Origin of the sequence: Nocardioides perillae, from assembly GCF_013409425.1 — a bacterium.
Lineage (GTDB): Bacteria > Actinomycetota > Actinomycetes > Propionibacteriales > Nocardioidaceae > Nocardioides > Nocardioides perillae.
On sequence record NZ_JACCAC010000001.1, the window covers coordinates 1,238,876 to 1,265,336 of the forward strand.

General features: G+C 75.4%; 26 protein-coding genes, 1 pseudogene and 1 riboswitch. Of the genes and pseudogenes, 17 read left to right on the forward strand and 10 right to left on the reverse strand.

The features are described from left to right. Positions 1-18 precede the first annotated feature (18 nt). Positions 19-1,044 (reverse strand): Gfo/Idh/MocA family protein, encoded by a 1,026-nt coding sequence (locus BJ989_RS05780; RefSeq protein ID WP_179517382.1) that lies wholly within the window; start codon positions 1,042-1,044, stop codon positions 19-21. A gap of 145 nt (positions 1,045-1,189) precedes the next feature. On the opposite strand from BJ989_RS05780, the pseudogene BJ989_RS05785 reads away from it, so the two are divergent. Both BJ989_RS05785 and BJ989_RS05790 read left to right on the forward strand, forming a co-directional pair. Further along, positions 1,190-1,489, forward strand: a pseudogene (locus tag BJ989_RS05785) (DUF3263 domain-containing protein); the annotation flags it as partial. A gap of 1 nt (position 1,490) precedes the next feature. Continuing rightward, positions 1,491-1,994 (forward strand): LytR C-terminal domain-containing protein, encoded by a 504-nt coding sequence (locus BJ989_RS05790; protein ID WP_343049126.1) that lies wholly within the window; start codon positions 1,491-1,493, stop codon positions 1,992-1,994. A gap of 48 nt (positions 1,995-2,042) precedes the next feature. On the opposite strand, the gene otsB is transcribed toward BJ989_RS05790, so the two are convergent. Then, positions 2,043-2,888, reverse strand: coding sequence for a trehalose-phosphatase (gene otsB, locus BJ989_RS05795; protein ID WP_179517384.1), 846 nt, complete (start codon positions 2,886-2,888; stop codon positions 2,043-2,045). A 141-nt stretch (positions 2,889-3,029) separates the two neighbouring features. Beyond that, a riboswitch (SAM riboswitch) is annotated at positions 3,030-3,168 on the forward strand. Between the two features lie 13 nt (positions 3,169-3,181). On the opposite strand from otsB, the gene thrC reads away from it, so the two are divergent. Together thrC and BJ989_RS05805 are read left to right on the forward strand one after the other, a co-directional pair. Further along, the gene (gene thrC / locus BJ989_RS05800; RefSeq protein ID WP_179517385.1) at positions 3,182-4,495 is read left to right on the forward strand and encodes a threonine synthase; all 1,314 of its coding nucleotides are present in this window, start codon (positions 3,182-3,184) and stop codon (positions 4,493-4,495) included. A gap of 44 nt (positions 4,496-4,539) precedes the next feature. After that, the gene (locus tag BJ989_RS05805) at positions 4,540-4,815 is read left to right on the forward strand and encodes a MoaD/ThiS family protein (RefSeq protein WP_179517386.1); all 276 of its coding nucleotides are present in this window, start codon (positions 4,540-4,542) and stop codon (positions 4,813-4,815) included. An 82-nt stretch (positions 4,816-4,897) separates the two neighbouring features. Here the strand turns inward: BJ989_RS05805 and BJ989_RS05810 are convergent, their stop codons facing one another. Both BJ989_RS05810 and BJ989_RS05815 read right to left on the reverse strand, forming a co-directional pair. Further along, positions 4,898-5,401: a GDYXXLXY domain-containing protein gene (locus BJ989_RS05810; protein WP_179517387.1), complete on the reverse strand. Its 504-nt coding sequence runs from the start codon at positions 5,399-5,401 to the stop codon at positions 4,898-4,900. Next, a complete protein-coding gene (locus BJ989_RS05815; protein ID WP_179517388.1) occupies positions 5,398-6,624 on the reverse strand; it encodes a DUF2157 domain-containing protein in 1,227 nt (408 codons plus the stop codon). Before BJ989_RS05815 ends, BJ989_RS05810 begins: the two co-directional genes overlap by 4 nt. An 83-nt stretch (positions 6,625-6,707) precedes the next feature. Here BJ989_RS05815 and BJ989_RS05820 point away from each other — a divergent pair, with 83 nt between their 5' ends. The 4 genes from BJ989_RS05820 (at position 6,708) to BJ989_RS05835 (ending at position 11,197) form a co-directional block, all read left to right on the forward strand. Further along, positions 6,708-7,592 carry an ATP-grasp domain-containing protein gene (locus BJ989_RS05820; RefSeq protein ID WP_179517389.1) on the forward strand — a complete coding sequence of 295 codons (885 nt, stop codon included), beginning with the start codon at positions 6,708-6,710 and terminating at the stop codon, positions 7,590-7,592. Positions 7,593-7,829: 237 nt separating this feature from the next. Next, positions 7,830-9,455: a chaperonin GroEL gene (groL, locus tag BJ989_RS05825; protein WP_179517390.1), complete on the forward strand. Its 1,626-nt coding sequence runs from the start codon at positions 7,830-7,832 to the stop codon at positions 9,453-9,455. 207 nt (positions 9,456-9,662) lie between these two features. Continuing rightward, a complete protein-coding gene (locus BJ989_RS05830; protein ID WP_179517391.1) occupies positions 9,663-10,241 on the forward strand; it encodes a hypothetical protein in 579 nt (192 codons plus the stop codon). Between the two features lie 56 nt (positions 10,242-10,297). Then, a complete protein-coding gene (locus tag BJ989_RS05835) occupies positions 10,298-11,197 on the forward strand; it encodes an aminoglycoside phosphotransferase family protein (protein WP_179517392.1) in 900 nt (299 codons plus the stop codon). On the opposite strand, the gene BJ989_RS18170 is transcribed toward BJ989_RS05835, so the two are convergent. From BJ989_RS18170 to BJ989_RS05865, 6 genes are all read right to left on the reverse strand, one after another. Next, positions 11,190-11,612, reverse strand: coding sequence for a DUF3253 domain-containing protein (locus BJ989_RS18170; protein ID WP_179517393.1), 423 nt, complete (start codon positions 11,610-11,612; stop codon positions 11,190-11,192). The genes BJ989_RS05835 and BJ989_RS18170 overlap by 8 nt on opposite strands. A 163-nt stretch (positions 11,613-11,775) precedes the next feature. Then, on the reverse strand, positions 11,776-13,044 hold the full coding sequence (locus BJ989_RS05845; protein WP_179517394.1) for a glutathionylspermidine synthase family protein: 1,269 nt from the start codon (positions 13,042-13,044) through the stop codon (positions 11,776-11,778). Further along, the gene (locus tag BJ989_RS05850) at positions 13,044-13,502 is read right to left on the reverse strand and encodes a DUF350 domain-containing protein (protein ID WP_179517395.1); all 459 of its coding nucleotides are present in this window, start codon (positions 13,500-13,502) and stop codon (positions 13,044-13,046) included. Before BJ989_RS05850 ends, BJ989_RS05845 begins: the two co-directional genes overlap by 1 nt. A 70-nt stretch (positions 13,503-13,572) precedes the next feature. After that, on the reverse strand, positions 13,573-13,965 hold the full coding sequence (locus BJ989_RS05855) for a hypothetical protein (RefSeq protein ID WP_343049127.1): 393 nt from the start codon (positions 13,963-13,965) through the stop codon (positions 13,573-13,575). Further along, positions 13,962-15,335 carry an amino acid permease gene (locus BJ989_RS05860; protein ID WP_179517396.1) on the reverse strand — a complete coding sequence of 458 codons (1,374 nt, stop codon included), beginning with the start codon at positions 15,333-15,335 and terminating at the stop codon, positions 13,962-13,964. The genes BJ989_RS05855 and BJ989_RS05860 overlap by 4 nt, the downstream gene beginning before the upstream one ends. After that, positions 15,332-15,874: an ion channel gene (locus BJ989_RS05865; protein ID WP_218848741.1), complete on the reverse strand. Its 543-nt coding sequence runs from the start codon at positions 15,872-15,874 to the stop codon at positions 15,332-15,334. The genes BJ989_RS05860 and BJ989_RS05865 overlap by 4 nt, the downstream gene beginning before the upstream one ends. A 45-nt stretch (positions 15,875-15,919) precedes the next feature. On the opposite strand from BJ989_RS05865, the gene BJ989_RS05870 reads away from it, so the two are divergent. The 9 genes from BJ989_RS05870 to BJ989_RS18685 all read left to right on the forward strand — a co-directional run bounded on the left by BJ989_RS05870 (position 15,920) and on the right by BJ989_RS18685 (position 26,461). Further along, complete coding sequence (locus BJ989_RS05870; RefSeq protein ID WP_343049128.1) at positions 15,920-16,495, forward strand: nucleotidyltransferase family protein; 576 nt, start codon at positions 15,920-15,922, stop codon at positions 16,493-16,495. A gap of 156 nt (positions 16,496-16,651) precedes the next feature. Continuing rightward, entirely contained in the window at positions 16,652-17,557 is a 906-nt protein-coding gene (locus BJ989_RS05875; RefSeq protein WP_179517398.1) for an AAA family ATPase, read from the forward strand. Further along, entirely contained in the window at positions 17,558-18,667 is a 1,110-nt protein-coding gene (locus BJ989_RS05880) for a VWA domain-containing protein (RefSeq protein WP_179517399.1), read from the forward strand. Beyond that, on the forward strand, positions 18,660-19,817 hold the full coding sequence (locus BJ989_RS05885) for an XdhC family protein (protein ID WP_179517400.1): 1,158 nt from the start codon (positions 18,660-18,662) through the stop codon (positions 19,815-19,817). The genes BJ989_RS05880 and BJ989_RS05885 overlap by 8 nt, the downstream gene beginning before the upstream one ends. A gap of 17 nt (positions 19,818-19,834) precedes the next feature. Then, entirely contained in the window at positions 19,835-20,962 is a 1,128-nt protein-coding gene (locus BJ989_RS05890) for an alpha/beta fold hydrolase (RefSeq protein WP_218848742.1), read from the forward strand. Positions 20,963-21,077: 115 nt separating this feature from the next. Beyond that, on the forward strand, positions 21,078-22,334 hold the full coding sequence (locus BJ989_RS05895) for a sigma-54-dependent transcriptional regulator family protein (protein WP_179517401.1): 1,257 nt from the start codon (positions 21,078-21,080) through the stop codon (positions 22,332-22,334). Between the two features lie 241 nt (positions 22,335-22,575). Beyond that, the gene (locus BJ989_RS05900) at positions 22,576-23,115 is read left to right on the forward strand and encodes a (2Fe-2S)-binding protein (protein ID WP_425489982.1); all 540 of its coding nucleotides are present in this window, start codon (positions 22,576-22,578) and stop codon (positions 23,113-23,115) included. After that, positions 23,112-25,610, forward strand: coding sequence for a molybdopterin cofactor-binding domain-containing protein (locus BJ989_RS05905; RefSeq protein ID WP_179517402.1), 2,499 nt, complete (start codon positions 23,112-23,114; stop codon positions 25,608-25,610). Before BJ989_RS05900 ends, BJ989_RS05905 begins: the two co-directional genes overlap by 4 nt. Continuing rightward, positions 25,607-26,461: an FAD binding domain-containing protein gene (locus BJ989_RS18685; protein WP_179517403.1), complete on the forward strand. Its 855-nt coding sequence runs from the start codon at positions 25,607-25,609 to the stop codon at positions 26,459-26,461. Before BJ989_RS05905 ends, BJ989_RS18685 begins: the two co-directional genes overlap by 4 nt.

Sequence of the window (26,461 nt, forward strand, 5' to 3'; positions counted from 1 at the left end):
CCACCGCGGGGAGGCCCCTCAGGGGTAGGTCACGCCGACCTGCGCGAGCACCTCGTCCATCTGCCGCGCGATCTCCAGCGTCTGCGCGTGGGGCACCAGCGGGCTCTCGCGCAGCCCCTCGGCCAGGCAGCGTCCGACCTCGGCCGCCTCGTTGCCGTAGCCGCGCCCCAGCAGCGGCCCGCTGCCCTCCACCCGCTCCGGCTCGCCGTCGAGCGGCGTCCACACGGCGTACGCCGGGTGGTGGAAGGGGGCGGGCAGCTCGAGGCGGCCCGTGCTCGTCGCGAGCGCCGCCGAGCGGGAGGTGGGCGCCGACATCGACGCGGTGAGGGCGGCGACGGCACCTCGCCCGTCCGTGGAGGCGTAGCGGCCGGCGATCGCGACGTCGAGGTCGACGCCCTGGTCGGTCAGCGTGGCCGTGGCGCGCAGGTCGCGGACCTCGCCGAGCAGCAGGTGCGCGACCGTGAGGACGTAGACCCCCATGTCGAGGGTCGACCCGCCGCCGAGCTCGCGCGAGAACATCCGGTCGGTCGGGGGCAGCTCGACCTTCCAGCCCAGGTCGGCGTGCAGCTGGCGCGGCGCCCCGAAGCGGCCGGCGTGCAGGCCGTCGACGACTGCGCGGACGACCGGGTGGCAGGCGGTCCACATGGCCTCCATGAGGAAGCGGTCGTGGCGCCCGGCGAGCGCGACGAGCTCCTCGGCCTGCGCCAGGCTCAGCGCCAGCGGCTTCTCGCACAGCACGTGCTTGCCGGCCTCGAAGGCGAGGCGGGCGTGCTCGAGGTGCAGCGCGTGGGGCGAGGCGACGTAGACGACGTCGACGTCGGGGTCGGCGACGAGGGCGGCGTACGACCCGTGGGCGCGCGGCGGCGCGGCACCGGCGGCGAGCTCCCCGCCCGCGGCGAGGTCGTCGACGAACGCCTGCGCCGCGGCCTCGCTGCGCGAGCCGACCGCGACGAGCGCGGCGCCCGGCACGTGGGCGAGGTCGGCGGCGAACGTGCGCGCGATCTTGCCGGTCGACAGGATGCCCCAGCGGGTCGTCTGCTCCATGCCCGCGACCCTAGGCGAGCCCGCGCGGCGCGGGCCCGCCCGCCGGACGAGACCACTCGCGGCGCGCCACGCCGGTGGAATGACACGCGTGTGGTTCGTCGCCTAGTCTGGGCGGGCCCGCACCCGACCCCGTCGCCAGGAGCCCCGCATGGACGCCGCGAACGCCCTCACCGGCCACGAGGCCGGCGACGCGCCCAGCCTGTCCGACCGGGACCGCGAGATCCTCGAGTTCGAGCGCCAGTGGTGGAAGTACGCCGGCGCCAAGGAGCAGGCGGTCCGCGAGAAGTTCGACATGTCGTCGACCCGCTACTACCAGGTGCTCAACGCCCTCATCGACAAGCCGGAGGCCCTCGAGGCCGACCCGCTGCTCGTGCGGCGGCTGCGGCGGCTGCGCTCCGCGCGCCAGCGCCAGCGCTCCGCCCGCCGCCTCGGCTTCGAGGTCTGAGGTGCCCGCGCCCCGCCGCCGCGACGAGCGCGGCACCGCCTTCCCGTCGCCGGTCGTGCTGCTGAGCGTGGTCGCGGTCGCGATGGCCGGGGTCGCCTTCCTCGCCACCGACGGCCCGGGCGAGGAGGAGCGGGTCACCGTCGTCTCCCGGGAGGCCGACCCGACGCCGTCGGCCACGCCGAGCGCCACGCCCACCCGCACCGCCGAGCCCGCGAGGAAGGCACCCGCGGTGCGCCGCGGCGAGGTCGTGGTCGAGGTCTACAACCAGTCCGGCATCAGCGGTCTCGCCGGCCGCGTCGCCGACCGCACCGCCGACATCGGCTGGCAGGTCGTCGGCTCCGACAACTGGGTCGGCACCATCCCGTCGTCGACGGTCTACTTCCCGCCGCGGCTGCAGAAGGCAGCCGACGTGCTCGCGCGCGACCTCGGCATCGACCGCGTCGTGCCGGCGGTCGAGCCGATGCGCTTCGACCGGCTCACGGTCATCCTCACCGGCGAGCTCTGACCCCCACCGGGTGGTCGAGGGGGCCCGTCCGGGCGGTCTCGAGACCCGTCAGCCGCGCGCCGCGGCCGCGTCGGCGGTGAGCCGGCGCAGCAGCTCCAGCACGCCGTCGGGCCCGTCGACCACGACGTCGGCGCGCTCGACCAGCGCGACCTGCTCCTCGGAGGCCGAGCAGACCAGCAGCGTGGCCAGGCCCTCCTCGCGCAGCTCGGCCACGGCCTCGAAGGCCTCGAGGTCGCCGAGGTCGTCGCCCGCGAAGAGGATGCCCCCGGCCTCGACCTCCTCGACGACAGTGCGCACCGCGATCCCCTTGTGCATCCCGGGCGCGCGCACCTCGAGGACGTGCCGCCCGGGCTCGATCGCCAGGTCGTGGCGCTCGGCCAGCGCGGTGAGCGGCGCGGTCAGGCGCCGCTGGGCCTCCCCGGGCTCGGGCAGCCGGCGGGTGTGCACCGCCACCGCCAGGCCCTTCTCCTCGACCCAGGCGTCGGCCGCGTCGGCCTCGCGCAGCACGCCCGGCAGCTCCCGCAGGAAGGTCGCGAGGCCGTGCGGCGGTTGCGGCGAGACGATGCGTCGCCGGCTCGCCGACCACCGCTCGTTGCCGTACTGCCCGAAGACGTAGAGCTCGGTGCCGGCCTCCCGGAGCGCGGTGCCGACCTCGTCGAGGTCGCCGAGGGCGATCGCCTGCCGCGCCGGCCGGCCCGTGACGACCGCCAGCGCGCGGACCTCCGCGGCGAGCGCGCGCAGCACCGGGGCCGCCTCGGGGTGGATGCGCGCCGCCGTCGGGTCCTCGACGATGGGCGACAGCGTCCCGTCGAAGTCGAGGCCGACCACGACCTGCGGCAGGGCGCGGACGAGCGCGGCGTACCGCTCCTGCGCCTCCGGCGAGGTGAACTCCATGCGCCCACCCCACCACACCCGCCGGGGCCGCGCACCGGCGTACGCCGTGGGGGGGCGGTCGGCGCGTGAGGTGCGTCGCAGCCGGTCCCGGATGCCGAGAAGCGTGTGCACGTGCTGAGACGGGTGCGTACAGTCGTCCCCAGCTCATCGAGAGGGACTGAGGGAACGGCCCTGTGACGTCCCGGCAACCGCCGCGAACCTTCCTGCACCGCCCGGTGCAGTCGCGGAAGTGGTGCCGACACCGGCCCGGGGCGAAGTCCGCCTCAGGGAATGATGAGGAGGAGGAATCCCCCATGAGCGCACCGACCGTCGAGCCCACCACCGCTCCGGCTGCCGCACCGGCCGACACCGCCCCGGCCCCCGACCCGCGCCTGCGCGAGGGTGCCTTCGGCAACGCCACAGCCCTGGCCTGCCGCGAGTGCGGCCACCAGGTCGCCCTCGGTCCGTTCTACGCGTGTCCGGAGTGCTTCGGGCCCCTCGAGGTGGCCTACGACTTCCCGGCGGTCACCCGCGAGCAGATCGAGGCCGGCCCCCGCAACATCTGGCGCTACAAGGCGCTGCTGCCGGTGCCGGACGACATCGAGCAGAGCCCCAACACCGAGCCCGGCTTCACCCGGCTGCTCGAGGCGCGCAACCTCGCCGCCGAGCTGGGCCTGGACAAGCTGTGGGTGAAGGACGACTCGACCAACCCGACCAACTCCTTCAAGGACCGGGTGGTCGCCTGTGCGCTGAGCGCGGCGCGCGAGCTCGACGCGAAGGTCTTCGCCTGCCCCTCGACCGGCAACCTCGCCAACGCCGTCGCCGCGGCCGGGGCCCGCGCCGGCATGAAGACCGTCGTCTTCATCCCGAGCAACCTCGAGAAGCCCAAGCAGGTCAACTCCGCGGTCTACACCGACAAGCTGGTCGCCGTCGACGGCAACTACGACGACGTCAACAAGCTCGCCTCCGAGATCGCCGGCGAGGAGGAGGGCTGGGCGTTCGTCAACGTCAACGTCCGCCCCTTCTACGCCGAGGGCTCGAAGACCCTCGGCTACGAGATCGCCGAGCAGCTCGGATGGCGGCTGCCCGACCAGGTGGTCATCCCGGTCGCCTCGGGCTCGCAGCTGACCAAGGTCCGCAAGGCCTTCCAGGAGCTCGTCGCGCTCGGCCTCGTCGAGGACAAGCCGGTGCGCATCTTCGGCGCCCAGGCCACGGGCTGCTCGCCGGTCTCGACCGCCTACAAGGCCGGCGTCGACGCGATCCGCCCGGTCAAGCCCGACACCATCGCCAAGAGCCTCGCCATCGGCAACCCCGCCGACGGGATCTACGTGCTCGACATCTGCCGCGAGACCGGCGGCGCGGTCGAGGACATCAGCGACGACGAGGTGCGCGAGGGCATCCTGCTGCTCGCCCGCACCGAGGGCATCTTCACCGAGACCGCGGGCGGGACCACCGTCGGCGTGCTGAAGAAGCTGGTGGAGACCGGCCAGCTCGACACCTCGCTCGAGACCGTGGTCATCAACACCGGCATGGGCCTCAAGACGCTGGACGCCGTCGCCGACCGCGTGGGGCCCGCCGCGACCATCGCCCCGTCCTACAGCGCGTTCGTCGCCAGCGGCATCGTCTGAGCCGCCGCGCCCACCGCCCCCTTCCCAGCCCCAGGAGCCGCTCCGTGGCCGTGTCCGTCCGCATCCCGACCATCCTGCGCACCTACACCGGCGGCGCGTCCGAGGTGAGCGCCGAGGGCGCGACCCTCGCCGAGCTCCTCGACTGCCTCGAGGCCGACCACCCCGGCATCCGTGCGCGGGTGCTCGACGACACCGGCGCGCTGCGTCGCTTCGTCAACGTCTACGTCGGCAACGAGGACGTCCGCTTCCTCGACGACCTCGCCACCCCCACCCCCGACGGCGCGCAGGTCTCGATCATCCCGGCGGTGGCGGGCGGCTGACCCCGCTCCGGACCCTGCGTCATGCGCTTCGCACGCCACTGCGTCGGAGCCGCATGACGCAGGCGGCGGCTGACCCCGGCGCTCACGGCGCGCGCAGGCCGGTGATCGCGGCGTTGCCGCGACCGTCGACGCGGACGGTGGCCAGCGCGCCGGTGTCGGCGAGCACCCGCTCGAGGCGCAGCGCCTCGTCCTGCGGCACGAACCAGCTCTCGATGCCGCAGCGCACCGCCCAGTCGGCGTCGTCGCAGGCGAGGTAGAGGCCGTCGGCGGGCCGCTCCCGGGACCAGCGCGCCAAGGCCCAGGTGGCGGGCAGGCCGTCGGCGGCGGGGCGCTCCTCGAGGACGGCGTAGACCGCGCCGCTCCGGCCGTCGTCGACCGACGGCGGCCACGAGCCGCCCTCGGTGGTGAGGTCGGGGTAGTCGAGGTCGACGTAGGCCCCGCGGAAGGGGTCGATCGGGTCCACCGGCGCCACCCGCAGCAGCACCTCCTCGCCGGTCAGGCGGGCGGAGAGCTGGGGTGCGACGCCGGCCGCGACCAGCGGCAGCGAGGCGAGGGCGGCGACGGCCGCGCGGGCGAGGGTGCTCACTGCTCCTCCAGGGTGCGGGCGAGGCGCTGCTGGGCGCGGACGGTGAGCCACCCGGTGCCGACGAGCACGGCGCCGAGCAGCAGGAAGAGCCAGGCGCCCTCGACCACGCGGGCGAAGACCGCGAAGGCCTGCACGGTGGTGAAGGCGACCAGGGCGACGGTGGCCAGCCCGGTGAGGCGACCGCTGTCGCGCAGGGTGCCGGCCGCGGCGACCGCGACGGCCAGGCCGACGTAGGCGAGGACCCCCGCGCCGGCGTGCAGCCAGCCCGCGAGGTCGACGTCGGTGGCGTCGTTGCCCGCCTCCCACAGCACGAGCGCGGTCGCCACGGCGACGGCGAGCGCGGCGACGGCCGGCTCGAGGCGCCCCTGACCGACCGAGCGGGCCGCGGCGACGGCGGCCAGCGCGAGGGCGACCGCGCCAGCGGCGAGGGCCCAGGCCCCCGGGCGCTGGGCGTCGGCCTCGACGAAGGGCAGGGCCGCACCGAAGAGGGCGGCGAGCACCAGGAGGGCACCGGCCTCGCGCCACGGCACGCCGAGGCGGGCCAGCCGGTCGCTGCCGCCCTCGTGCAGGGCGCCCAGGGCCACCGCGCCGACGCCGGCCGCCCCGAGCAGGAGCACCACGTCGAGACCGGTCGCCGACGCCCCGACCCCGGCCCACACGAGCCAGCCGGTGCCGACGGCGACGCCGACGACGACCGCGAGGGCCGAGCGCACGGCGTACGCCTGGAGCAGCGCGCCGGCCGCCCACACCCCGAGCAGCCGCGGCTCCCAGGCCGGCACCTGCAGCGACTGCGCGGCCTGGAAGACGACCGCGCCGAACGCGAGCACCGCTGCCAGCCGGCCCACCGCGACGACCGGTCCGGGCAGCCGCGCTGAGCGGGCCTCGCTGCCGAGCAGCAGCACCAGCCAGACCACCACGACGCCGGCGAAGCGGGCGGTGGGGGAGAGCGCGGCGAGGTTGGCCGCGACCAGCCACAGCAGGCCGACGCCCACGAAGCAGGCGCCGACGACGAGCAGCAGCCGCGCCAGCGACGCCCGGCGGCCGGGGGTGTAGAGCGCGAGCACGGCCGCGGCCTGCGCCTCGTCGAGGAGGCCGCGGCGGCGCCAGTCGGCGACCTCCGCGGTCAGCCACTCGAGGCGGGGGGCGGGCACGGGCCGGGGGCCGGCGTGCGGGGCGGGCGGCGGCGCCGGCGTCGCGGCCGGCGGGGGCGAGGTGGTGGTCACCTGCTCAGCATGGGACGTGGGGGCGGCCCGGCGCATGGGTACGGGTGCTCATCTGCGCCGGCGCCTCACCTAGCCTCCTCGCCATGAGCGACGACGTGCTGCTGGCGACCTGCGCCCTGCTCCCCGACGGCGAGACCGGCGGCGAGCTGCTGCTGCGGGCGCTGGCCGCCGAGGGCCTCGACGCGCGGTGGGTGCGCTGGGACGACGAGACGGTCGCGTGGGGCGACGCCGCGCTGGTGGCGGCGCGCTCGACGTGGGACTACCAGCGCCGGGTCGCCGAGTTCCTCGCCTGGGCGCGGCGGGTCGAGGCGGAGGGGCGGCTGCTCAACGGGGCCGAGGTCTTCGCGTGGAACACCGACAAGGCCTACCTGCTCGAGCTGGAGGCCGCCGGCCTGCCGGTCGTGCCGAGCCGGCTGCTCGACGAGCGCACCCTCGTCGAGGGTCTGACGGCTGCCCTCGACACCTGGGGCGAGGTGCTGGTCAAGCCCCGCACCGGCGCCGGTGGCGTCGGCGTCGTCGTGTGCGACTCGCTGCGCGACGAGCGGCTCGAGGGCCTGGTGGCGGCGCCGTGGCTGGTGCAGCCGGTCGTGCCCGCGGTGCGCACGGAGGGCGAGACGTCGGTCTACGTGCTCGACGGCCGGGTCGTCGCCCAGGTCGACAAGCGCCCGGCCGGCGGCGAGGTGCGCGTCCACGAGCTGTACGGCGGGTCCTCGCGCCGCACCGAGCCCACCGACGAGGCCGCGGCCGTGGCCGCGCGCGCGGTCGAGGTCGCCACCGCCCTGCCGGGGCTCGCCCGCGACGGCGCCGCGCCCGACCTGGCCTACGCCCGCGTCGACCTGATGCGGTGGGAGGGAGCCCTGGTCGTGAGCGAGCTGGAGCTGATCGAGCCCGGGCTCTACCTCGACGTCGTGCCCGAGGTCGCGACCTCCTTCGCCGCCCTGGTGCGCGCGCGGCTCGATGCGGCCTGAGGCTGCCCGTCTGCCGGCCGGCGGCGCCGCGCGCCGCGGCGTACCCGCCTTGCACTCGCCTGGGGCGAGTGCTAAACATGACGCTGGCACTCTCCTCGAGAGAGTGCCATGACTTCCGGTCCGGGGAGTCGAGGTCTGCAGCGACGGCGGGAAGGGTCCGCCGGCTCGGTCAGGCCGTCCGTCGCGGGCGACGAACCGGGTCACGACCCTCCACTCGAGTGAGGAACCGCAGGAGACATGTCGAAGCTGATCGCTTTCAACGAGGAGGCCCGGCGCGGGCTCGAGCGTGGCATGAACACGCTCGCCGACGCCGTCAAGGTCACCCTCGGCCCCAAGGGCCGCAACGTCGTGCTCGAGAAGAAGTGGGGCGCCCCCACGATCACCAACGACGGCGTGAGCATCGCCAAGGAGATCGAGCTCGAGGACCCCTACGAGAAGATCGGCGCCGAGCTGGTCAAGGAGGTCGCGAAGAAGACCGACGACGTCGCCGGTGACGGCACGACGACGGCGACCGTCCTGGCCCAGGCGATGGTCCGCGAGGGCCTGCGCAACGTCGCCGCGGGTGCCAACCCGATGGCGCTGAAGCGCGGCATCGAGACCGCCGTCGCCGCCGTGTCCGAGCAGCTGCTCGGCATGGCGAAGGACGTCGAGACCAAGGAGCAGATCGCCTCCACCGCGAGCATCTCCGCCGCCGACACCACCGTCGGCGAGATCATCGCCGAGGCGATGGACAAGGTCGGCAAGGAAGGCGTCATCACCGTCGAGGAGTCGAACACCTTCGGCCTCGACCTCGAGCTGACCGAGGGCATGCGGTTCGACAAGGGCTACATCTCGGCCTACTTCGTCACCGACCCCGAGCGCATGGAGACGGTGCTGGAGGACCCCTACGTCCTCATCGCCAACCAGAAGGTCTCCAACGTCAAGGACCTGCTGCCGCTGCTCGAGAAGGTCATGCAGTCGGGCAAGCCGCTCGTCATCATCGCCGAGGACGTCGACGGCGAGGCGCTGTCGACCCTGGTCGTCAACAAGATCCGCGGCACCTTCAAGTCCGTCGCCGTCAAGGCCCCGGGCTTCGGCGACCGCCGCAAGGCCATGCTGCAGGACATCGCCATCCTCACCGGTGGCCAGGTCATCTCCGAGGAGGTCGGCCTCAAGCTCGAGTCGACCGACGTCGCCATGCTGGGCCAGGCCCGCAAGGTCGTCATCACCAAGGACGAGACCACCATCGTGGAGGGTGCGGGCGACGCCGACCAGATCGCCGGTCGCGTCAACCAGATCCGCGCGGAGATCGAGAAGTCCGACTCCGACTACGACCGCGAGAAGCTCCAGGAGCGCCTCGCCAAGCTGGCCGGCGGCGTGGCCGTCATCAAGGTCGGCGCGGCCACCGAGGTCGAGCTCAAGGAGCGCAAGCACCGCATCGAGGACGCCGTGCGCAACGCCAAGGCGGCCGTCGAGGAGGGCATCGTCGCCGGTGGTGGCGTGGCGCTCGTCCAGGCCGCGGCCACCGCGTTCGACAAGCTCGAGCTCGAGGGCGACGAGGCCACCGGTGCCAACATCGTCCGCGTGGCCACCTCGGCCCCGCTCAAGCAGATCGCGGTCAACGCCGGTCTCGAGGGCGGCGTCGTGGCGGAGAAGGTCGCCAACCTCACCGCGGGCCACGGCCTCAACGCCGCCAACGGCGAGTACGTCGACATGATCGCCGAGGGCATCATCGACCCGGCCAAGGTCACGCGCTCCGCGCTGCAGAACGCCGCGTCGATCGCCGCGCTGTTCCTCACCACCGAGGCCGTCGTGGCCGACAAGCCGGAGAAGGCGCCCGCGATGCCGGGCGGCGACGGCGGCATGGGCGGCATGGACTTCTGAGTCCTGCCCCACCCCGCGGCTCCGGCCGCACCCGCACCACCTGCTCCACCGCGAGGCCCCGGGACCACCACGGTCCCGGGGCCTCGTGCCGTCCGGGGGTGCGCTGTGGGAGCCTGGGGTGGGTACGAGCCCGGTGCCACGCCCGCGCGCCCGACCGCCGCCCGAGGCCGCCCCGACCGGGTGGCCCGAACGCCTGAGGAGACCACGATGCGGAGCCCCCGGCAGCCCGCCGACGACGCGGGCACGGCCCGTGGTCGCCGCCGTCCGCGCAACCGCTGGCTCGCGGCGGCCGCGGCGGCCACCGTCCTCGTCGCGGGTGGTGCGGTCGCGGCCGTCGTCGCCGGCGACGACGAGCCCGACCCCCTCGCCACCGTCACGCCGTCGGAGACCGCCGGCACCGAGCCGGGCGGAGCGGCCGCCGCGGGCGAGGTCGTCCTCGCGGCGCCGCCCGCGAGCAGCGCGCGCTGCATGGTGCCCACCGCCGAGGCGGTCGCGCGGATGGAGGTCGCGCTCGACGGCACGGTCGCCGAGGTGGCCGGCGACCGGGTCAGCCTCGACGTGGGCGAGTGGTACGCCGGCGACCCCGGCGCGGGCGGCACCGCCGCGACCACCGTGGTGCTGACCAACCCGGTCGACCTGCGGGCCGCCATCGGGGGCGTGCCCGACTTCGAGGTCGGCCAGCGGTGGTTGGTCGCGGGCAGCCGCGGGACCGTCGCGGTCTGCGGCTTCACCGCCCCGTGGACCCCCGCGCGGGCGCGGGTCTTCGAGCAGGCATTCCCCTCCTGAGCGTCCCGCCGCAGCCCGCGGGCCCCCTGCGGCTGCAGCCGCTCACGCGGGCGCGCGTGGCCTCGCTCGGCGCGGCCGGCGCTGCCTGGGCCGCCGCGCTGCCCGCCACCCTCGCGCTGCTGTGCGAGCGGTGGGGTCTCGAGCTCGAGCGGGCACTGCCCGGCGGCAGCGCGTCGTACGTCGTCGGCGTGCGCACCCGCGACGGCGAGCCGCGGGTGCTCAAGGTGGCCACCCCCGACAGCGAGGTGGGCGGGGTCGCCGCGCTGCTGCGCGCCGCCGACGGACGCGGGCACGTGCGGCTGCACGCGGTCGACCTCGCCCACCGCGCGCTGCTGCTCGAGCGGCTCGGGCCGTCGCTGGAGCAGACCCCGCTCGCGCCCGAGGAGAAGGTGCGGCTGCTCGCGACCACCCTCGCCGGGTCGTGGCTGCCTGTGGCGGCGCCGTGGGTGGCTCCCGCCCCCGGGGCCGACCGGGCTCTCCTGCTGCTCGACGGCGTCGCGCGGCGCTGGCGCGAGCAGGGGGCACCGGCGTCGCCCCGGGTGCTGCGCGCCGCGGAGGCGGCGGGCCGGCGCCGGGCCGCGGCCTTCGACCCCCTGGCGTGCGTCGTCACCCACGGCGACCCGCACCCGGCCAACCTGCTGCGCGTCGAGCACCACCGGCCCGGTGCCCTGACCGGGTGGGTGCTCGTCGACGGCGAGGGCGTCGTCGCGGAGCCGGCGTACGACGTGGGGGTGGCCCTGCGCGACCTCACCGGCGCGCTGGGGAGCGACCCGGCGACCGCGTGTGGACGGCTGCGCGGGTGGTGCGACCTGGCCGCCGGCCTGACCGGGACCGACCCCGACGCAGTCTGGGACTGGGCGCTGCTGGAGCGGGTGTCGACCGGGCTCTACGTGCTCGGCTTCGGCGGCGAGGCGGTCGGGCGGCGCCTGCTGGCGTCGGCGGAGCTGCTCACCTGACGCGGCGGATGCGGATCGCGCCCTTGGCGGTCGAGGGGTCGACGACCTGGCCGCCCTGGGTGATCTCGACCTCGCCGGCCGCGACCAGGCGTCGGGCGGCGCGGCGGGCGGGCTCCATCAGCTCGCGCCAGCCGTCGGGGTCGTCCGCCGCCCCCGGCCGGGCGGCGTGGACGGCACGGGCGGCCTCCGACGGGCAGATCGTCGACCCGCCCGAGCGGCGGGCCAGCAGGTCGAGCACGCTGGTCTCGAGCGCCTCGTCGGTGGCGTCGACCCCGTGGCGACGGCACGCGTCGGAGCAGTACTTCACCTGGTCCCAGTCGCGCTCCCACTTCTTGCGCCACTCGATGCGGCGCCCGCACGACGCGCACGTCTTCTCCGCCGGCGCGGTCTGCTGCTCGCCTCGCTGCCTGCCCACGCCGGCCAGTCTGGCGCGCCCGGCAAGGCCCGGGCGGGCGGCGGCGGGCCGCCGTGCGCCGAGACCGGCCTCTTGTGGCCCAGGTCCTGCACTGGTGGGCCGAGTTCTCGGGGCACAAGTGCAGGAGTCACCGGTCAGCCGGTGACTCCGGCAGCGGCGCAGCTCAGTCCGGCAGCACCGGCACGCGGGGGGCGGGGCCGCGGTCGGCGAGCCAGGACTGCACCTGGGCGGCGTCGGGGGAGACGGCGTCGCTGATGGCGTGGGGGACGACCCGGCTGTAGTAGTCGGTGACCAGCCCGTCGGACTCGCGCACGATCATGCCGGCCGCCTCGCCGTCGACGACCCAGCTGCCGAGGACGACGTGGTTGCCGTCGTGGACGGGCAGCTCGACGTACTCCTGGTAGACGAAGCCCTCCTGGCCGTAGGCGCCGGGCATCCGGGTCTCGCTGCCGTCGGCGAGGTGAATGCGCACGTTGTCGCCCTCGCGGCCGTGCAGCGGCTTGGCGACCCACGCGGTCAGGTCGCCGGGCGCGTCGAAGTAGGCGGGGAGCAGCAGCGGGTGGCCGGGGTTGCGCTCCCACAGCACGGGCAGCAGCGCCTTGGTGCTCAGCAGCACCTTCCAGGCCGGCTCGAGCCAGCGCACCGGCTGCGCCTCGGCGCCCTCACGCAGCAGCCGTCCGAACTCCTCGCCGAGCATGTCCTCCCAGGGGTAGAGCTTGTAGGCGTTGCGCACCGGGCGACCGTGCACGTCGACGAAGCGCCGGGCCTCCGCGTCCCACCCGAGCTCGGCGATCGGGTGGGCCATCGCGCGCAGGCCGGCCTGCACGGCGGTGTCCACGAGGTAGTGGACGGTCATCTCGAGCTCGCCGTCGTCGTAGGAGGGGCCCTCGCCGAGGTCGTAGAGAAAGTGCACCTCGGGTCCGTCGAGCGCGCCGCTCCACGACAGCGCCCGCCAGCGCGCGACGAGGCGGTCGTGCAGGCTGTTCCACTGGTCGCTGCCTGGCAGCACGTCCTCGACCCAGCGCCACTGCACGACGCCGGTCTCGACGAGCCCGGTGGGGGTGTCGCCGTTGACCTCGAGCATCTTGACCGAGCCGTCACCGCCGTAGGCGAGGTCGAAGCGCGCGTGCAGCGCGGGGTCGCCGCGCCGCACCGACTCCCGCACGTAGGCCAGCGAGCCGGGGGGCAGACCGAGCCGCTCGTCGGTGAGGTGGGCTGCCATCCACCCGGCGGCGTCGACGCAGAGCGCCCACAGCTCCTCGGTGGCGGCCTCGAGGTGCTCGACCTCGGCCATCGTCAGCTCGTACCACGCCGACTCGTGCCAGTAGTCCACGACGCTGCCGTCGGGACGGGTCGTGGTGGGGAAGACCAGGCCCTGCTGGGTGACGGTCTGCTGCCAGCCCTCCCGCGGGCGCGAGGCGTGGCGCCACATCAGGCGATGCTCGCGCAGACGATGGCGGCGACCGAGAGCGCGGCGGCGGCGGCGACGGTGGCCAGCGGCCGCACCGGGCCGGGGGTGGTGACGGCCTCGCGCAGGCTGCCCGGGGTGATGGCCTCGACGACGAAGAACATCACCGCGTTGAGCGCGATGCCCAGCACGCCGAAGGCGATCGTCCAGCCCAGCGCCCAGCCCAGCGACGTGGCGCCGTTGGTCCAGATCGCGGTGAAGAGCACCAGCGCGTTGGAGACCAGCCACGCGCCGGTGACCAGCCCGGCGCCCGACGACGGCAGCGCGCTGCCCTTCCCGTCCGGCCCACCGCCGCGCAGGTGGCGGCCGAGGTGGCCGGGGGTGACCAAGTCGAGCACGTAGTAGGCCAGCACCAGCAACCCCCCGGTGAGCAGGGCGTAGACGACGGCGTGGCCGAGGGCGGTGAGCAGCTGGTCGAGCACGGTTCCTCCGGGTGGTGGGGCGAGCGGTCGGGAGCGAGGCGTACGCCGCGGCGCGCGGCGCGGGCGGGCCTCAGCCGCCGATGCCGCGGCTGGTGCCGCCGAAGCCGCCGCGGGTGGTCGAGCGGACGCTGGAGCCGCCCGTGGTGGGCAGCCCACCACGCTGCACGGAGCCCCGCAGACCGGAGCGGTCGTAGGTGCCGCCGAGGCCGCGCACCGAGCCGCCGAGGGCCGGCACCCGCGAGCTCGCGCCGAGGTAGAACCACAGGAAGCCGGCGCCGACGCCGCCGGTGCCGCCGTCGTCGTCGCAGTACTGGTCGTCGACGCGCTCCTCGGTCTCGGGGTCCACGCACACGGCGGCGTAGTCGGGGGAGGACGAGCAGCCGCTCAGGCCGGCGGCGACGAGGGCGGTGACGCCGATCGCGACGTTGGTGGAGCGCATGCGGCGGCGGGGCTGGTCGGTCACGGGGCGGTCCTCCGAGCGGTGGGCACGAGCGTGAGGTAGCCGGCGCCGACGGCCAGCACGGCGAGGACGGCGGCGAGCGAGGTGGTCGAGGTCGCGGCGAGGTCGCGCAGGGAGACGACGAGCACGGCCGCGAAGGTGGTGGCGGTCAGCAGAGGCACGACGACGCGGGCCAGCGGGCGCTCGCGGGCGGCCCGGCCGAAGTAGGCGGGGACCGCCGCGGCCGTCACGGCGTAGTAGCCGGCGACCAGCACCCCGGTGGCCGCCACGGAGTCGGCGAGCACGGCCTCGCTGGTGGCGAGCAGGGCGAGGTAGACGGCGGTGGCGAGGCCGGCGACGGCCCAGGTGACGCGGGCGGGGGAGCCGGCCGGGGTGACCTCGGCCAGGCCGGTCGGCAGGGCGCCGCGTCGTGCCATGGCCAGGGCGGCGCGCGCGGCGGGCAGCACGGTGGTCTGGGTGCTGGCCAGTGCCGAGGCGAGCACCGCACCGGCGAGGACGGTGCCGCCGGTGCTGCCCAGCAGGGCGTCGCCGAGCACGGCGAAGAGGTCGTCCTCGCCGATCGCGGCCAGCCGGTCCGGCCCGGCCCAGGCGAGGAGCGCGGCCGTCGTGCCGGCGTACAGCACGACGAGGCCGGCCATCGCCAGCAGCGCGGCGCGAGCGGGGGTGGTGGTGGGCTCGACCGACTCCTCGTTGACCGAGAAGGAGGAGTCCCAGCCCCAGTAGAGGAAGACCGCGACGAGGAGCGCCGCGGCCACCGCGCCGGCGCCGACGCCGGCGGGCGCGGCGGCAGCGGAGGCGGTGGGCTCGGGCAGGGGTGCGGTCGCCAGCGCACGGGCCGCGACCCACACCAGCGCCACGGCCTCGACTGCGAAGAGCACGACCTGGGTGCGCGCGGCCACGGTGATGCCGCGGACGGCCAGCCACGTGACGAGCGCGACCAGCGCCGTGCCGAGGAGGCCCTGGGCGACGCGGGAGGCGGCGAGGTCGTCGGCGCCGACGACGGTGAAGGCGTAGACGGCGGAGGCCTGCGCGAGGTTGGCCAGCACGAGCACGCACGCGGCGACCGCCACCCACCCGGTGAGCCAGCCGGTGACGGGCCCCAGCGCACGGGTGGTCCAGGCGTAGCAGGTGCCGCAGTCGGGCTCGGCACGGTTGAGCTCGCGGAAGCACAGCACCACCAGCGCCACGGGCAGCGCCGCCGCCACGAGCACCAGCGGGGCGCGGTCGCCGACGAGGCCGACGAGCAGCCCGACGGTGACGGCGAGGGAGTACGCCGGCGCGGTCGAGGCCAGCGACAGCACCGTCGAGGCGGCGAGCCCCACCGCGCGCGGCCGCAGCCGTCCGGGTGCGGGCCGGGTCGTGGTGGCGCTCACCGCTCGTGGTCCCGGAAGGTGTCGAGCATCTGCTCGTGGCGGTCGTGGGAGGCCTCGTCGAGCGCGCGCCACTCCGCCACCTGGCGCGCGACCCAGTCGCGGCCGTGCTGCTCGCCGAGGGAGGCCAGCAGCAGGTGCTCGAGCCGCTCGACGCGCTCGTGCAGGCCGCCGACCGTGTCGGCGAGCGCGACCTGCTCGTCGTGGGTGAAGGCGTTGCGGTCGACGACGAAGCCCGCGATGACGTGGCCGATCGCGATCGGCACCAGCACGAGCGCGCTGACGATGAGCACCACGGCGACGACGCGGCCCGCGGTGGTCGCGGGGTACTGGTCGCCGTAGCCGACCGTCGACCCGGTGACCACGCCCCACCACAGCGACTCGACGAAGCCCTTGTCCTCGAGGAGGGCGTAGGCCGCGGAGCAGGCCACCCACACCGCGAGGATGGCGACCACGAGCCGCCACGGGGCGTTGACCAGCCCCTTGGTCGGCTGCGCCACCCACCGGTGCGCCGCCGGCGCCCGCCCGTCCCGAGCCGTCACCGCTCCTCCGTCCCCCCGTGAGCGCCACACGCTAGCGTCCGGGTCGTGGCCGTGCACGCGCTCCTCCTCGCCGCAGGCGCCGGACGGCGGATGGGCACGCCGAAGGCACTGGTGCACGACGACGACGGCACCTCGTGGCTGCGCCGCTCGGTGGCGGTGCTGCGCGAGGGTGGCTGCGCCGAGGTGGTGGTCGTGCTCGGGGCGGCCGCCGACGAGGCGCGGCTGCTCGTGCCCGGGGAGCGGGTGGTCGAGGCGGCCGACTGGGCCGAGGGCATGGGTGCCTCGCTCCGCGCCGGGCTGCGGCACCTGGTCGGCACCGACGAGGCGGGCGCGCCGGAGGCGGTGGTGGTCTCGCTCGTCGACCTGCCCGACGTCGGCGCCGAGGTCGTCGCGCGGCTGCTCGCCGACCCCGCGGGTGCGGCGCGGGGCGCGCAGGCGCTGGCGCGCGCGGCGTACGACGGGGTCCCCGGCCACCCCGTGCTGCTCGGGCGCGCGCACTGGGAGGGTGTGGTGGCCGCGGCGAGCGGCGACCGCGGGGCGCGCGACTACCTGGCCGCCCGGCCCGTCGCGCTCGTCGAGTGCGGCGACCTCGCGACCGGGGCGGACCGCGACACCCGTTGAGCCGCCTGCAGGAGTCACCGGCCGACCGGTGACTCCTGCACCTGTGCCCCGAGAACTCGGGCCACAAGTGCAGGACCTGGGCCACAAGTGGGGCAGCGGCGGCCTCGCCGCGGACGCCAACCCTCGGCCAACGTGGCGCCGACTAGCCTCGCGAGCATGGGTGATGACCGCCACAGCGGGCTCGAGCCGGGCGACGTCGCGCAGGTCGCGGCCAGCCTCGCCGCCACGGGCTACGTCTGCGACGACGACCTCGCGACGGTGGTGTTCCTCGCGCTGCGCATGCAGCGCCCGCTGCTGCTCGAGGGCGAGCCCGGCACCGGCAAGACCGCGCTGGCCGAGGCGCTGGCCGAGACCCTCGACCTGCCGCTGGTGCGGCTGCAGTGCTACGAGGGCATCGACGCCACCCAGGCGCTCTACGACTGGGACTTCCCGCGCCAGGTGCTGCACCTGCGCGCCCTCGAGGCCACCCGCGGCGACGACGGCGTCGACGTCGAGGAGGCCGAGAAGTCGCTCTTCGACCCCCGCTTCCTGCTCGCCCGGCCGGTGCTCGCGGCGCTCCAGCAGGCGCCCGCGGTCCTGCTCGTCGACGAGGTGGACCGCGCCGACGACGAGTTCGAGGCGTTCCTGCTCGAGGTGCTCTCGACCTACCAGGTCTCGATCCCCGAGCTCGGCACCGTGCGCGCCGCGGTGCCGCCGCTGGTCGTGCTCACGTCCAACCGCACCCGCGAGCTGCACGACGCGCTCAAGCGCCGCTGCCTCTACCACTGGATCGACCACCCCGGCCTCGAGCGCGAGGTCGAGATCGTCCGCTCCCGCGCGCCCGAGGTGAGCGCCGAGCTGGCGCGGCAGGTCGTCACCACGGTGCAGCGCCTGCGCGGTGACGGCGGCCTGCTCAAGCCGCCGGGCGTGGCCGAGACGCTCGACTGGGCCAAGGCGCTCAGCGTGCTCGGCGCGAGCGAGCTCGACCTGGCCACCGCGGCCGCGACGGTCGGGGCGCTCGTGAAGTACCGCGAGGACGGCGACCGCGTGAAGCAGGCCCTCGACCGGATGATGGCGGTCTAGGTGCACCAGCCCGACGAGCTGCTCCTCGGCCTCTGCCGCGCCCTGCGGGCCGCGGGCGTGCCGGTCACCCAGGACCGCGCCCACGGCTTCCTCGCCGCCGTCGCCCACGTCGGGCTCGGCGACCGCGAGGCCGTACGCCGTGCCGGCCGCGCGACCCTGTGCGCGAGCCCCGACGACCTCGAGCGCCTCGACCTGGTGCTCGACGCGTGGTTCGACCCCGGCGGGCTGCCGCGACCGCGACCGGCGAGCGTGCCGTCGCGCCCGGCGTACAGCTCCCTGCCGGAGACCGACCTCGAGGAGGGCGACGGTGAGCCGGGCGAGGAGCACGTGCGCGCCGCTGCCAGCGCGACCGAGGTGCTGCGGCACCGCGACGTCGCGGCGCTGAGCGCGGCGGAGAAGCGGCGCCTCGACGCGATGTTCGGCACGCTGCACCCGACCTCGCCGCTGCGGCGGGCCGCGCGCCACCGCCGCTGGCACCGTGGCCAGGTCGACGCCGCCCGCACGCTGCGCGCCAGCATGCGGCGCCTCGGCGAGCCGGCCGACCTCGCATGGCGCCGCCGCGCGGTGCGGCCGCGGCGCGTCGTGCTGCTGGTCGACGTGTCGGGCTCGATGAGCTCCTACGCCGACGCGCTGCTGCGGCTGGCCCACCGCTTCGTCGTCGCCGGGCCGACCGGACCGGGGCGCGCGGAGGTGTTCACCGTTGGCACCCGCTTGACCCACCTGACCCGCGCGCTGGCGGTGCGCGACGCCGACCGCGCGCTGGTCGCGGCCGGTGCCGTGGTGCCGGACTGGTCCGGCGGCACCCGGCTCGGGGAGTCGCTGCAGGTCTTCCTGGACCGGTGGGGCGCGCGGGGGCTCGCACGGGGTGCGGTGGTGGTCGTGATGAGCGACGGCTGGGAGCGCGGCGACGCGGCGCTGCTGGCCGAGCAGATGGCGCGGCTGCAGCGGCTGGCCCACCGCGTGGTGTGGGTCAACCCGCACCGCGGCAAGGCCGGCTACGAGCCGGTGCAGGCCGGGGTGCGGGCGGCGCTGCCGCACGTCGACGACTTCCTCGCCGGCCACTCGCTGGCGACCTACGCAGAGCTGGTGGAGGTGGTGGCACGTGCGTGAGGTCCTCGACGACCTGATGCGGTGGTGGGGGGCCGGCGAGACGGTCGGCGTCGGCACCGTCGTGGCGACCTTCCAGTCCGCCCCGCGCCCGCCCGGCGCGTCGATGCTGGTCGGCCCCGGCGGCGAGGCGGTCGGGTCGGTGTCGGGCGGCTGCGTCGAGGGCGCGGTCTACGAGCTCGCGCAGTCGGTGGTCGACTCCGGCGAGCCCGTCCTGGAGCGCTACGGCGTCTCCGACGACGACGCCTTCGCCGTCGGCCTGACCTGCGGCGGCATCCTCGACGTCTTCGTCGAGAAGGTCTCCCGCGAGACCTTCCCCGAGCTCGCCGAGGTCGCCGCCGACCTCGAGGCCGGCCGGCCGGTGGCGGTCGCGACCGTCGTGGAGCACCCCGACCCGGCGCTGCTCGGCCGCCGCGTGCTCGTGCGCCCCGGCGACGAGCAGCCGCTCGGCCTGGGCAGCGACCGGATGGACGACGCCGTGCGCGACGACGCGCTCGGCCTGCTCGCCGCGGGCCGCTCGGAGACGCTGGGCTACGGCCCCGACGGCGAGCGCCGCGGCGAGGGGATGCGGGTCTTCGTCTGGGCGTTCGCGCCGAAGCCGCGGATGCTGGTCTTCGGCGCCATCGACTTCGCGGCCGCCGTCGCCCGGGTCGGCGCGTTCTTGGGCTACCACGTCACGGTGTGCGACGCCCGGCCCGTCTTCGCGACCGCGACGCGCTTCCCGGAGGCCGACGAGGTCGTCGTCGACTGGCCCCACCGCTACCTCGCCGCCGAGGCCGAGGCCGGCCGCGTCGACGCCCGCACGGTCCTGTGCGTGCTCACCCACGACCCGAAGTTCGACGTGCCGCTGCTCGAGGTGGCGCTGCGGCTGCCCGACGTCGCCTACGTCGGCGCCATGGGATCGCGGCGCACCCACGACGACCGGCTGGCGCGCCTGCGCGACGTCGGGATCACCGACGACGAGCTGGCGCGGCTCTCCAGCCCGATCGGCCTCGACCTCGGTGCCCGCACCCCCGAGGAGACCGCGATCTCGATCGCCGCCGAGATCGTCGCCTCGCGCTGGGGCGGCACCGGCGAGCGCCTCGCCGAGCGCCCCGGCCGCATCCACCACGACCTCGCCCTCCCCGTCGAGGGGGCCTCGCTGCACCGGTGAGGGGCATGCTGGGGGACGTGCCGCGCCGTCACCCGCAGTCCGGGCCCGCCCACCCCGTCGTACGCCGGCTGGTCGCGGCCGCGACCACCCTCACCGCCGCGGCGGCGCTGCTGGCCGGGTGCAGCAGCGACGACGAGGAGAGCGCGGGGCCGGCCGCCAGCGCGCCCAGCAGCCCTGCCGAGCGCTCGGCCACCGCGAGCCCCTCCCCAGCCGCTGACCCCTCGCCGACGGGTTCCGCAGCCGGTGATCCCGCGGCCGGTGCCGGCGCCGACCCGCTGCCGCCGGTGCGCCGCGCGCTGTCGCTGCCGGCGCTCATGCGCGACGACGTGCAGGGCGGGCCGATCCGGCGCACGCGGCCGCTGGCCGAGACCGAGCGCTGGCGCAGCTGGGCGGTGACCTACACCGCCGACGGCGCCACGGTCTCCGGCGAGCTGCTGGTGCCGAAGGGCCGCGGCCCGTTCCCGGGCGTCGTGCTCAACCACGGCTACATCGAGCCGTCGGTCTACCAGCTCGGCCAGGGCCTCTCGCGCGAGCAGGAGTGGCTGGCCAGCAACGGCTTCGCGGTGCTCCACACCGACTACCGCGGCCACGCCGGCTCCGACCCGGCCAGCCCGATCGCGCGCGAGGCGCGGCTGGTCTACGCCCGCGACGCCATCGCGGCGGTCAAGGCGCTGCAGCGCGAGCCGCAGGTCGACGCCGAGCGGATGGCGATGCTCGGGCGCTCGATGGGCGGCGGCGTCACCTACGGCGCGCTCGTCGCCGCGCCCGGCCTCGTCGACGCCGCCGTGGTCTTCGCGCCGGTGAGCTCGTGGGCGCCCGACAACCTGCGGCAGTTCTCCGACCCTGGCGAGACCACGGCGCTCGTCGCCCGCTTCGGCACGCCGCGCGAGGCGCCGCAGGTCTGGCGCGAGCTCTCCCCGCGCACCTACCTCGACCGCGTCACCGAGCCGGTCCTCGTGCTGCACGGCACCGCCGACGACACCTGCCCGCCGCAGTGGTCGCGCGACACGGTGCGCGCCATGCGGCGCGCAGGCGTCGACGTCGAGCTGCAGCTCTACGAGGGCGAGGGCCACGCCTTCGGGCCGCGCTACGAGGACTCGATGCGTCGCACCGTCGGCTTCCTGCGCGACCGCCTCCGCGGCTGAGCCGGGCTGCGTCGCGGCCAGGCCGGTCGCGCTGTCCGTGGCGGGCGCGACGCCCTCGCGGTCGCTGGCGCCGAGGGCTACCGTGTGCGACACACGTCACACCCCGGGAGCGCCGATGCACGACCTGCACCGTGGAGGCGACCTGCACGCCCGTCGCCTCGACGCCGTCCGCGCCTGGACCGCCTTCGTCGAGCGCGGCGACGAGGCCGAGCCGCTGGTGCGGCCCGAGATCCTCTCCTCCTGGCGCCGCTCCGGCACCGGCCGGGCGCTCCAGCTCGCCGAGGCGCCGCTGGCCGACGAGCGCGACACCGCGGCGTACTTCAAGGACTCACCGCTGCAGGTCGCCGTCGCCCGCGTCGAGGAGGAGCTGCGCCGCACCGCCGAGGACGGCGACCTCGTGCTCGCGATCACCGACGCCGAGACCCGCATCCTGTGGACCTACGGCGGGCGCGTCATGCGCCGCAAGGCCGAGACGGTCAACTTCGTGCCGGGCGGCCGCTGGGACGAGGCCAGCGTCGGCACCAACGCCCTCTGCCTCGCCGCGACGTCGGGCGCCCCGTCGATGGTCTTCAGCGCCGAGCACTACGCGCCCGTCGTGCACGACTGGGTCTGCTGGGCCGCGCCCGTCCACGACCCCGCCACCGGCGAGCGCCTCGGCGTGCTCGACCTCTCCACCACCTGGGACCGCACCCACCCCATCGGCCTGGCCACCGCCCGCGTCATGGCGCGCCTCATCGAGCAGGCGATGCCGACCCGGCCGGCGGCCCCCGCCGACCCGGCCCCCGCTGCGCCCGACCCGGAGGAGCGCCCCGGCCTCGTGCTGCGCCTCCTGGGCCGCGCCGAGGCCACCCTCGACGGCCGCCGGCTGCTGCTGAACCGCCGCCAGACCGAGATCCTCGCGCTCCTCGCCCTCCACCCCGAGGGCCTCTCGCTCGAGCAGCTCCACGCCCTGCTCTACGGCGACCACGCGGTCACCCTCAGCACGCTGAAGGCCGAGGTCTCCCACCTGCGCCACGCCCTCGGCGGCCAGCTCACCTCCCGCCCCTACCGCCTGCCGATGCCGGTCGAGACCGACGTCGACCGGGTCGTCGCGCTCGTCCGCGAGGGCCGCGTCGGCGAGGCCGTCGAGGCGTACGGCGGCGACCTCCTGCCCGGCACCGACAGCCCCGCCCTCACCGACCTCGGGGAGTACGTCGCCGTCGCCGTCCGCGAGGCCCTCCTCGCCGACCCCGACCCCGCCGCCGTCCTCCGCTACGGCGAGCTCGCGCCCTACGACACCGAAGTGGTCGAGGTGGCCCTCGCCCGCCTCGCCGGCCGCCCCCACCCCCTCACCCCCCTCCTCCGCGCCCGCCTCGCCGCCGCCTCCCGCTGATCTCGGTGGGGCGCGGGCGGCGGTGAAGCGACCACGACGCGCTGGCCGGCGGAGAGGGGTGGGTGCCGGCCCGTGGAAGGAGGCGTGGCGCGGAGCGGCGGCCGGGCACGAGCCCACCGGGTCCGGCGACACGGCGACCCCAGGGCCGGCGCGCGCCGCTCGCAGCCGGGCAGCACCCCGCAGCCCACCTCTGCAGCAACCCAGGCTCGCTCCAACCAACGACCAACCCTGGCGACCTAGCGTGACCCACGTCACCCCCGACGTGCCCTCGCGGGCCAGCGAGCAAGGGAGCCGCCACCACATGAAGATCGAACTCACGGTCGACGGAGCGAAGGTCTCCGACGACGTCGAGCCCCGGATGCTGCTCGTGCAGTACCTCCGCGAGAAGCTCGGCAAGACCGGCACCGTGATCGGTTGCGACACGAGCAACTGCGGTGCGTGCACCGTGCACCTCGACGGCACCTCGGTGAAGTCGTGCAACGTGCTGGCCGTGCAGGCCGACGGCGGTGAGGTCACCACGATCGAGGGCCTCGCGCAGGGCGGCGAGCTGCACCCGGTGCAGCAGGCCTTCCACGAGTGCCACGCGCTGCAGTGCGGCTTCTGCACGCCGGGGATGATCATGCAGTCGATCGACCTGCTCAACGACAACCCCGCTCCCACCGAGCAGGAGGTGCGCGAGGGCATCGAGGGCAACCTGTGCCGCTGCACCGGCTACCAGAACATCGTCAAGGCCGTGCAGCGCGCGGCCGGCGCCCCGTCCGGTGAGGGGGTGACCCTGTGACCGCGACCCAGGACGCGCCCGCCACCCAGCCCGAGATCGGGCGCGAGCGGCGCCGCAAGGAGGACCAGCGCCTCATCACCGGCCGCACGCGGTGGACCGACAACATCGTGCTGCCCGGCATGCTGCACATGGCGATGGTCCGCAGCCCCTTCGCCCACGCACGGATCACCTCGATCGACACCAGCGCGGCGAAGGCCTCCCGCAACGTCGTCACCGTCATCACCGGCGCCGACGTCGCCGAGGAGCAGGGCGCGCTGCCCAACGCCTGGCCGATCACGCCCGACCAGGTCACGCCGGCGCACCCGCCGGTCGCGGTGGACCGCGTGACCTTCGCCGGCGAGATCGTCGCCGTCGTGGTCGCGCGCACCGCGGCCGAGGCCCGCGACGCCGCCGAGCTCGTCGACGTGGAGTACGACGAGCTGCCGGCCGCGCTCGACCTCAAGGCCGCGGCGGCCGACGAGGTGCTGGCCCACCCCGACCTCGGCACCAACAAGTCGGCGCTGTGGGTCTTCGACTCCGCCCAGGCCGGCACCGGCGGCGACGTCGAGGAGGCCATCGCGAAGGCCCGCGACGGCGGTGTCGTCATCGAGCGGGAGTACCGCCAGCAGCGGCTGATCCCGGCCTTCATGGAGCCGCGCTCGGTCGTGGTCGACCCGACCGGCGAGCAGATCACCATGTGGTCGGCCACCCAGATCCCGCACATCCTGCGCTTCCTGCTCGCGGCGGTGCTCGGGGTGTCGGAGTCGAAGATCCGCGTCATCGCCCCCGACGTGGGCGGCGGCTTCGGCGGCAAGCTGCAGACCACCCCGGAGGAGTTCATCTCCATGGTGATCGCGCGGCGCCTCGGCAAGCCGGTGAAGTACACCGAGACCCGCTCCGAGTCGCTCATGGCCGCCCACCACGGCCGCGACCAGTGGCAGAAGCTGACCCTGGCGGCGGAGGCCGACGGCACCGTCACCGGCCTCAAGGTCGAGCTGCTCGCCGACCTCGGCTCCTACGTCTCCCTCGTCGGCGGCGGCGTGCCGGTGCTCGGCGCGTTCATGTTCAACGCGATCTACAAGTTCCCGGCCTACCACTTCGCCTGCCAGACGGTGCTGACCAACAAGGTGTGGACCGACGCCTACCGCGGCGCCGGGCGCCCGGAGGCGACCTACGCCATCGAGCGGCTGATGAGCGAGCTGGCCGCCGAGCTCGGCGTCGACCCGCTGGAGATCCGCGAGAAGAACTGGATCACGCACGAGGAGTTCCCGTTCACCACGGTGGCGGGGCTGGAGTACGACTCCGGCAACTACGAGGCCGCGACCGCCAAGGCGAAGGAGATGTTCGGCTACGACGAGCTGCGCGCCGAGCAGCTGCGGCGACGCGAGGCGGGCGACCCGGTCCAGCTCGGCATCGGCATCTCGACCTTCACCGAGATGTGCGGCCTGGCGCCCTCGCGGGTGCTCGGCTCGCTCGACTACGGCGCCGGCGGCTGGGAGCACGCGAGCGTGCGGATGCTGCCGACCGGCAAGGTCGAGGTCATCACCGGCGCCTCGGCGCACGGCCAGGGCCACGAGACCGCCTTCAGCCAGATCGTCGCCGACAGGCTCGGCGTGCCCTTCGAGGACGTCGAGGTGCTGCACGGCGACACCCAGATCGCCCACAAGGGCCTCGACACCTACGGCTCGCGCTCGCTGGTCGTCGGCGGCGAGGCGCTGGTCAAGGCGGCCGACAAGGTGATCGAGAAGGCCAAGCCCATCGCGGCCCACCTGCTCGAGGCCTCGGTCGACGACATCGAGTTCTCCGCTGGCCGCTTCGGGGTGCGCGGCACCGACCAGGGCCTCGGCATCGCCGAGATCGCGCTCGCGACCTTCGCCGCGCACAACCTGCCCGACGGCGTCGAGCCCAGCCTCGACTCCGACGCGACCTACGACCCGGTGAACTTCAACTACCCGCACGGCACCCACCTGTGCGCCATGGAGGTGGACACCGAGACCGGTCAGGTCTCGATGCGCAAGTACGTCTGCGTCGACGACATCGGCAACGTCATCAACCCGCTGATCGTCGCGGGCCAGGTGCACGGCGGCCTCGCGCAGGGCATCGCGCAGGCGCTCTTCGAGGAGGCGGTGCACGACGAGTCGGGCACCTTGGTCTCGGCGTCGTTCGTGGACTACCTCGTGCCGACCGCGGCCGACCTCATCAGCTTCGAGGTCGACCACACCACGACGCCGTCGCTGACCAACACGCTCGGGACCAAGGGCGTCGGCGAGGCCGGCACCATCGCCTCGACCCCGGCCGTGGTCAACGCCGTGGTCGACGCGGTGCGCCACCTCGGCGTCACCGACATCCAGATGCCCTGCACGCCCGAGCGCGTGTGGCGCGCCGTCAACGGCGCCGGCCGGGGCGGGTCCGACCCGACCACCGGCGACGCCGCACCCCACTTCGGCGGAGCCGAAGCCAACCAGCACAGCGACGCCGCGGACACCGCGGACCGCACGGACGGAGCAGGTCAGTGATCCCCACCGAGTTCGAGTACGTCGCACCCCGCACCGTCGAGGACGTCCTGGCCGCGCTGGCCGAGCACGGCGACGAGGCCAAGCTGCTGGCCGGCGGGCAGAGCCTGCTGCCGGTGCTGCGGATGCGCCTGAACGCCCCGGAGGTCGTCGTCGACCTCGGCAAGGTCGAGGAGCTGCGCGGCATCCGCGACGAGGGCGACGCGCTCGTCGTCGGTGCGATGACGACGCACGCGACCGTCGGCAAGAACCCGCTGATCGCCGAGCACGCCGCCCTGGTGCACCAGGCGGTCAAGCACCTGGCCGACCGCCAGATCCGCCACCGGGGCACCTTCGGTGGGGCGCTCGCCCACGCCGACCCGGCGGGCGACCTGGGCGCCCCGGCCCTCGCCCTCGGCTGCGAGTTCGTCGTCGCGGGGCCGCAGGGGCGTCGTACGGTCGCGGCCGACGACTTCTTCACCGACCTCTTCGAGACCGCGGTCGGCGAGGGCGAGCTGCTCGTCGAGGTGCGGGTGCCGAAGCACACCGGGTGGGGCGCGCACTACGAGAAGTTCGTGCGGGTCGCGCACCAGTGGCCGATCGTCGCGGTCGCCGCGACCGTGAAGGCCGAGGGCGGCACCATCAGCGAGGCCCGGGTGGGCCTGACCAACATGGGGTCGACCCCGCTGCGCGCCCGCGCGGTGGAGCAGGCGCTGGTCGGACAGCCCGCGACCGACGAGGCGGTGCGCGCCGCGGCCGCCTCGGCGGCGGAGGGGACCAACCCGCCCTCCGACCTCAACGGCGACGCCGACTACCGCCGCCACCTCGCGACGGTGCTGACCCGGCGCGCGGTGCTCGCGGCAGCGGGGGCCTGA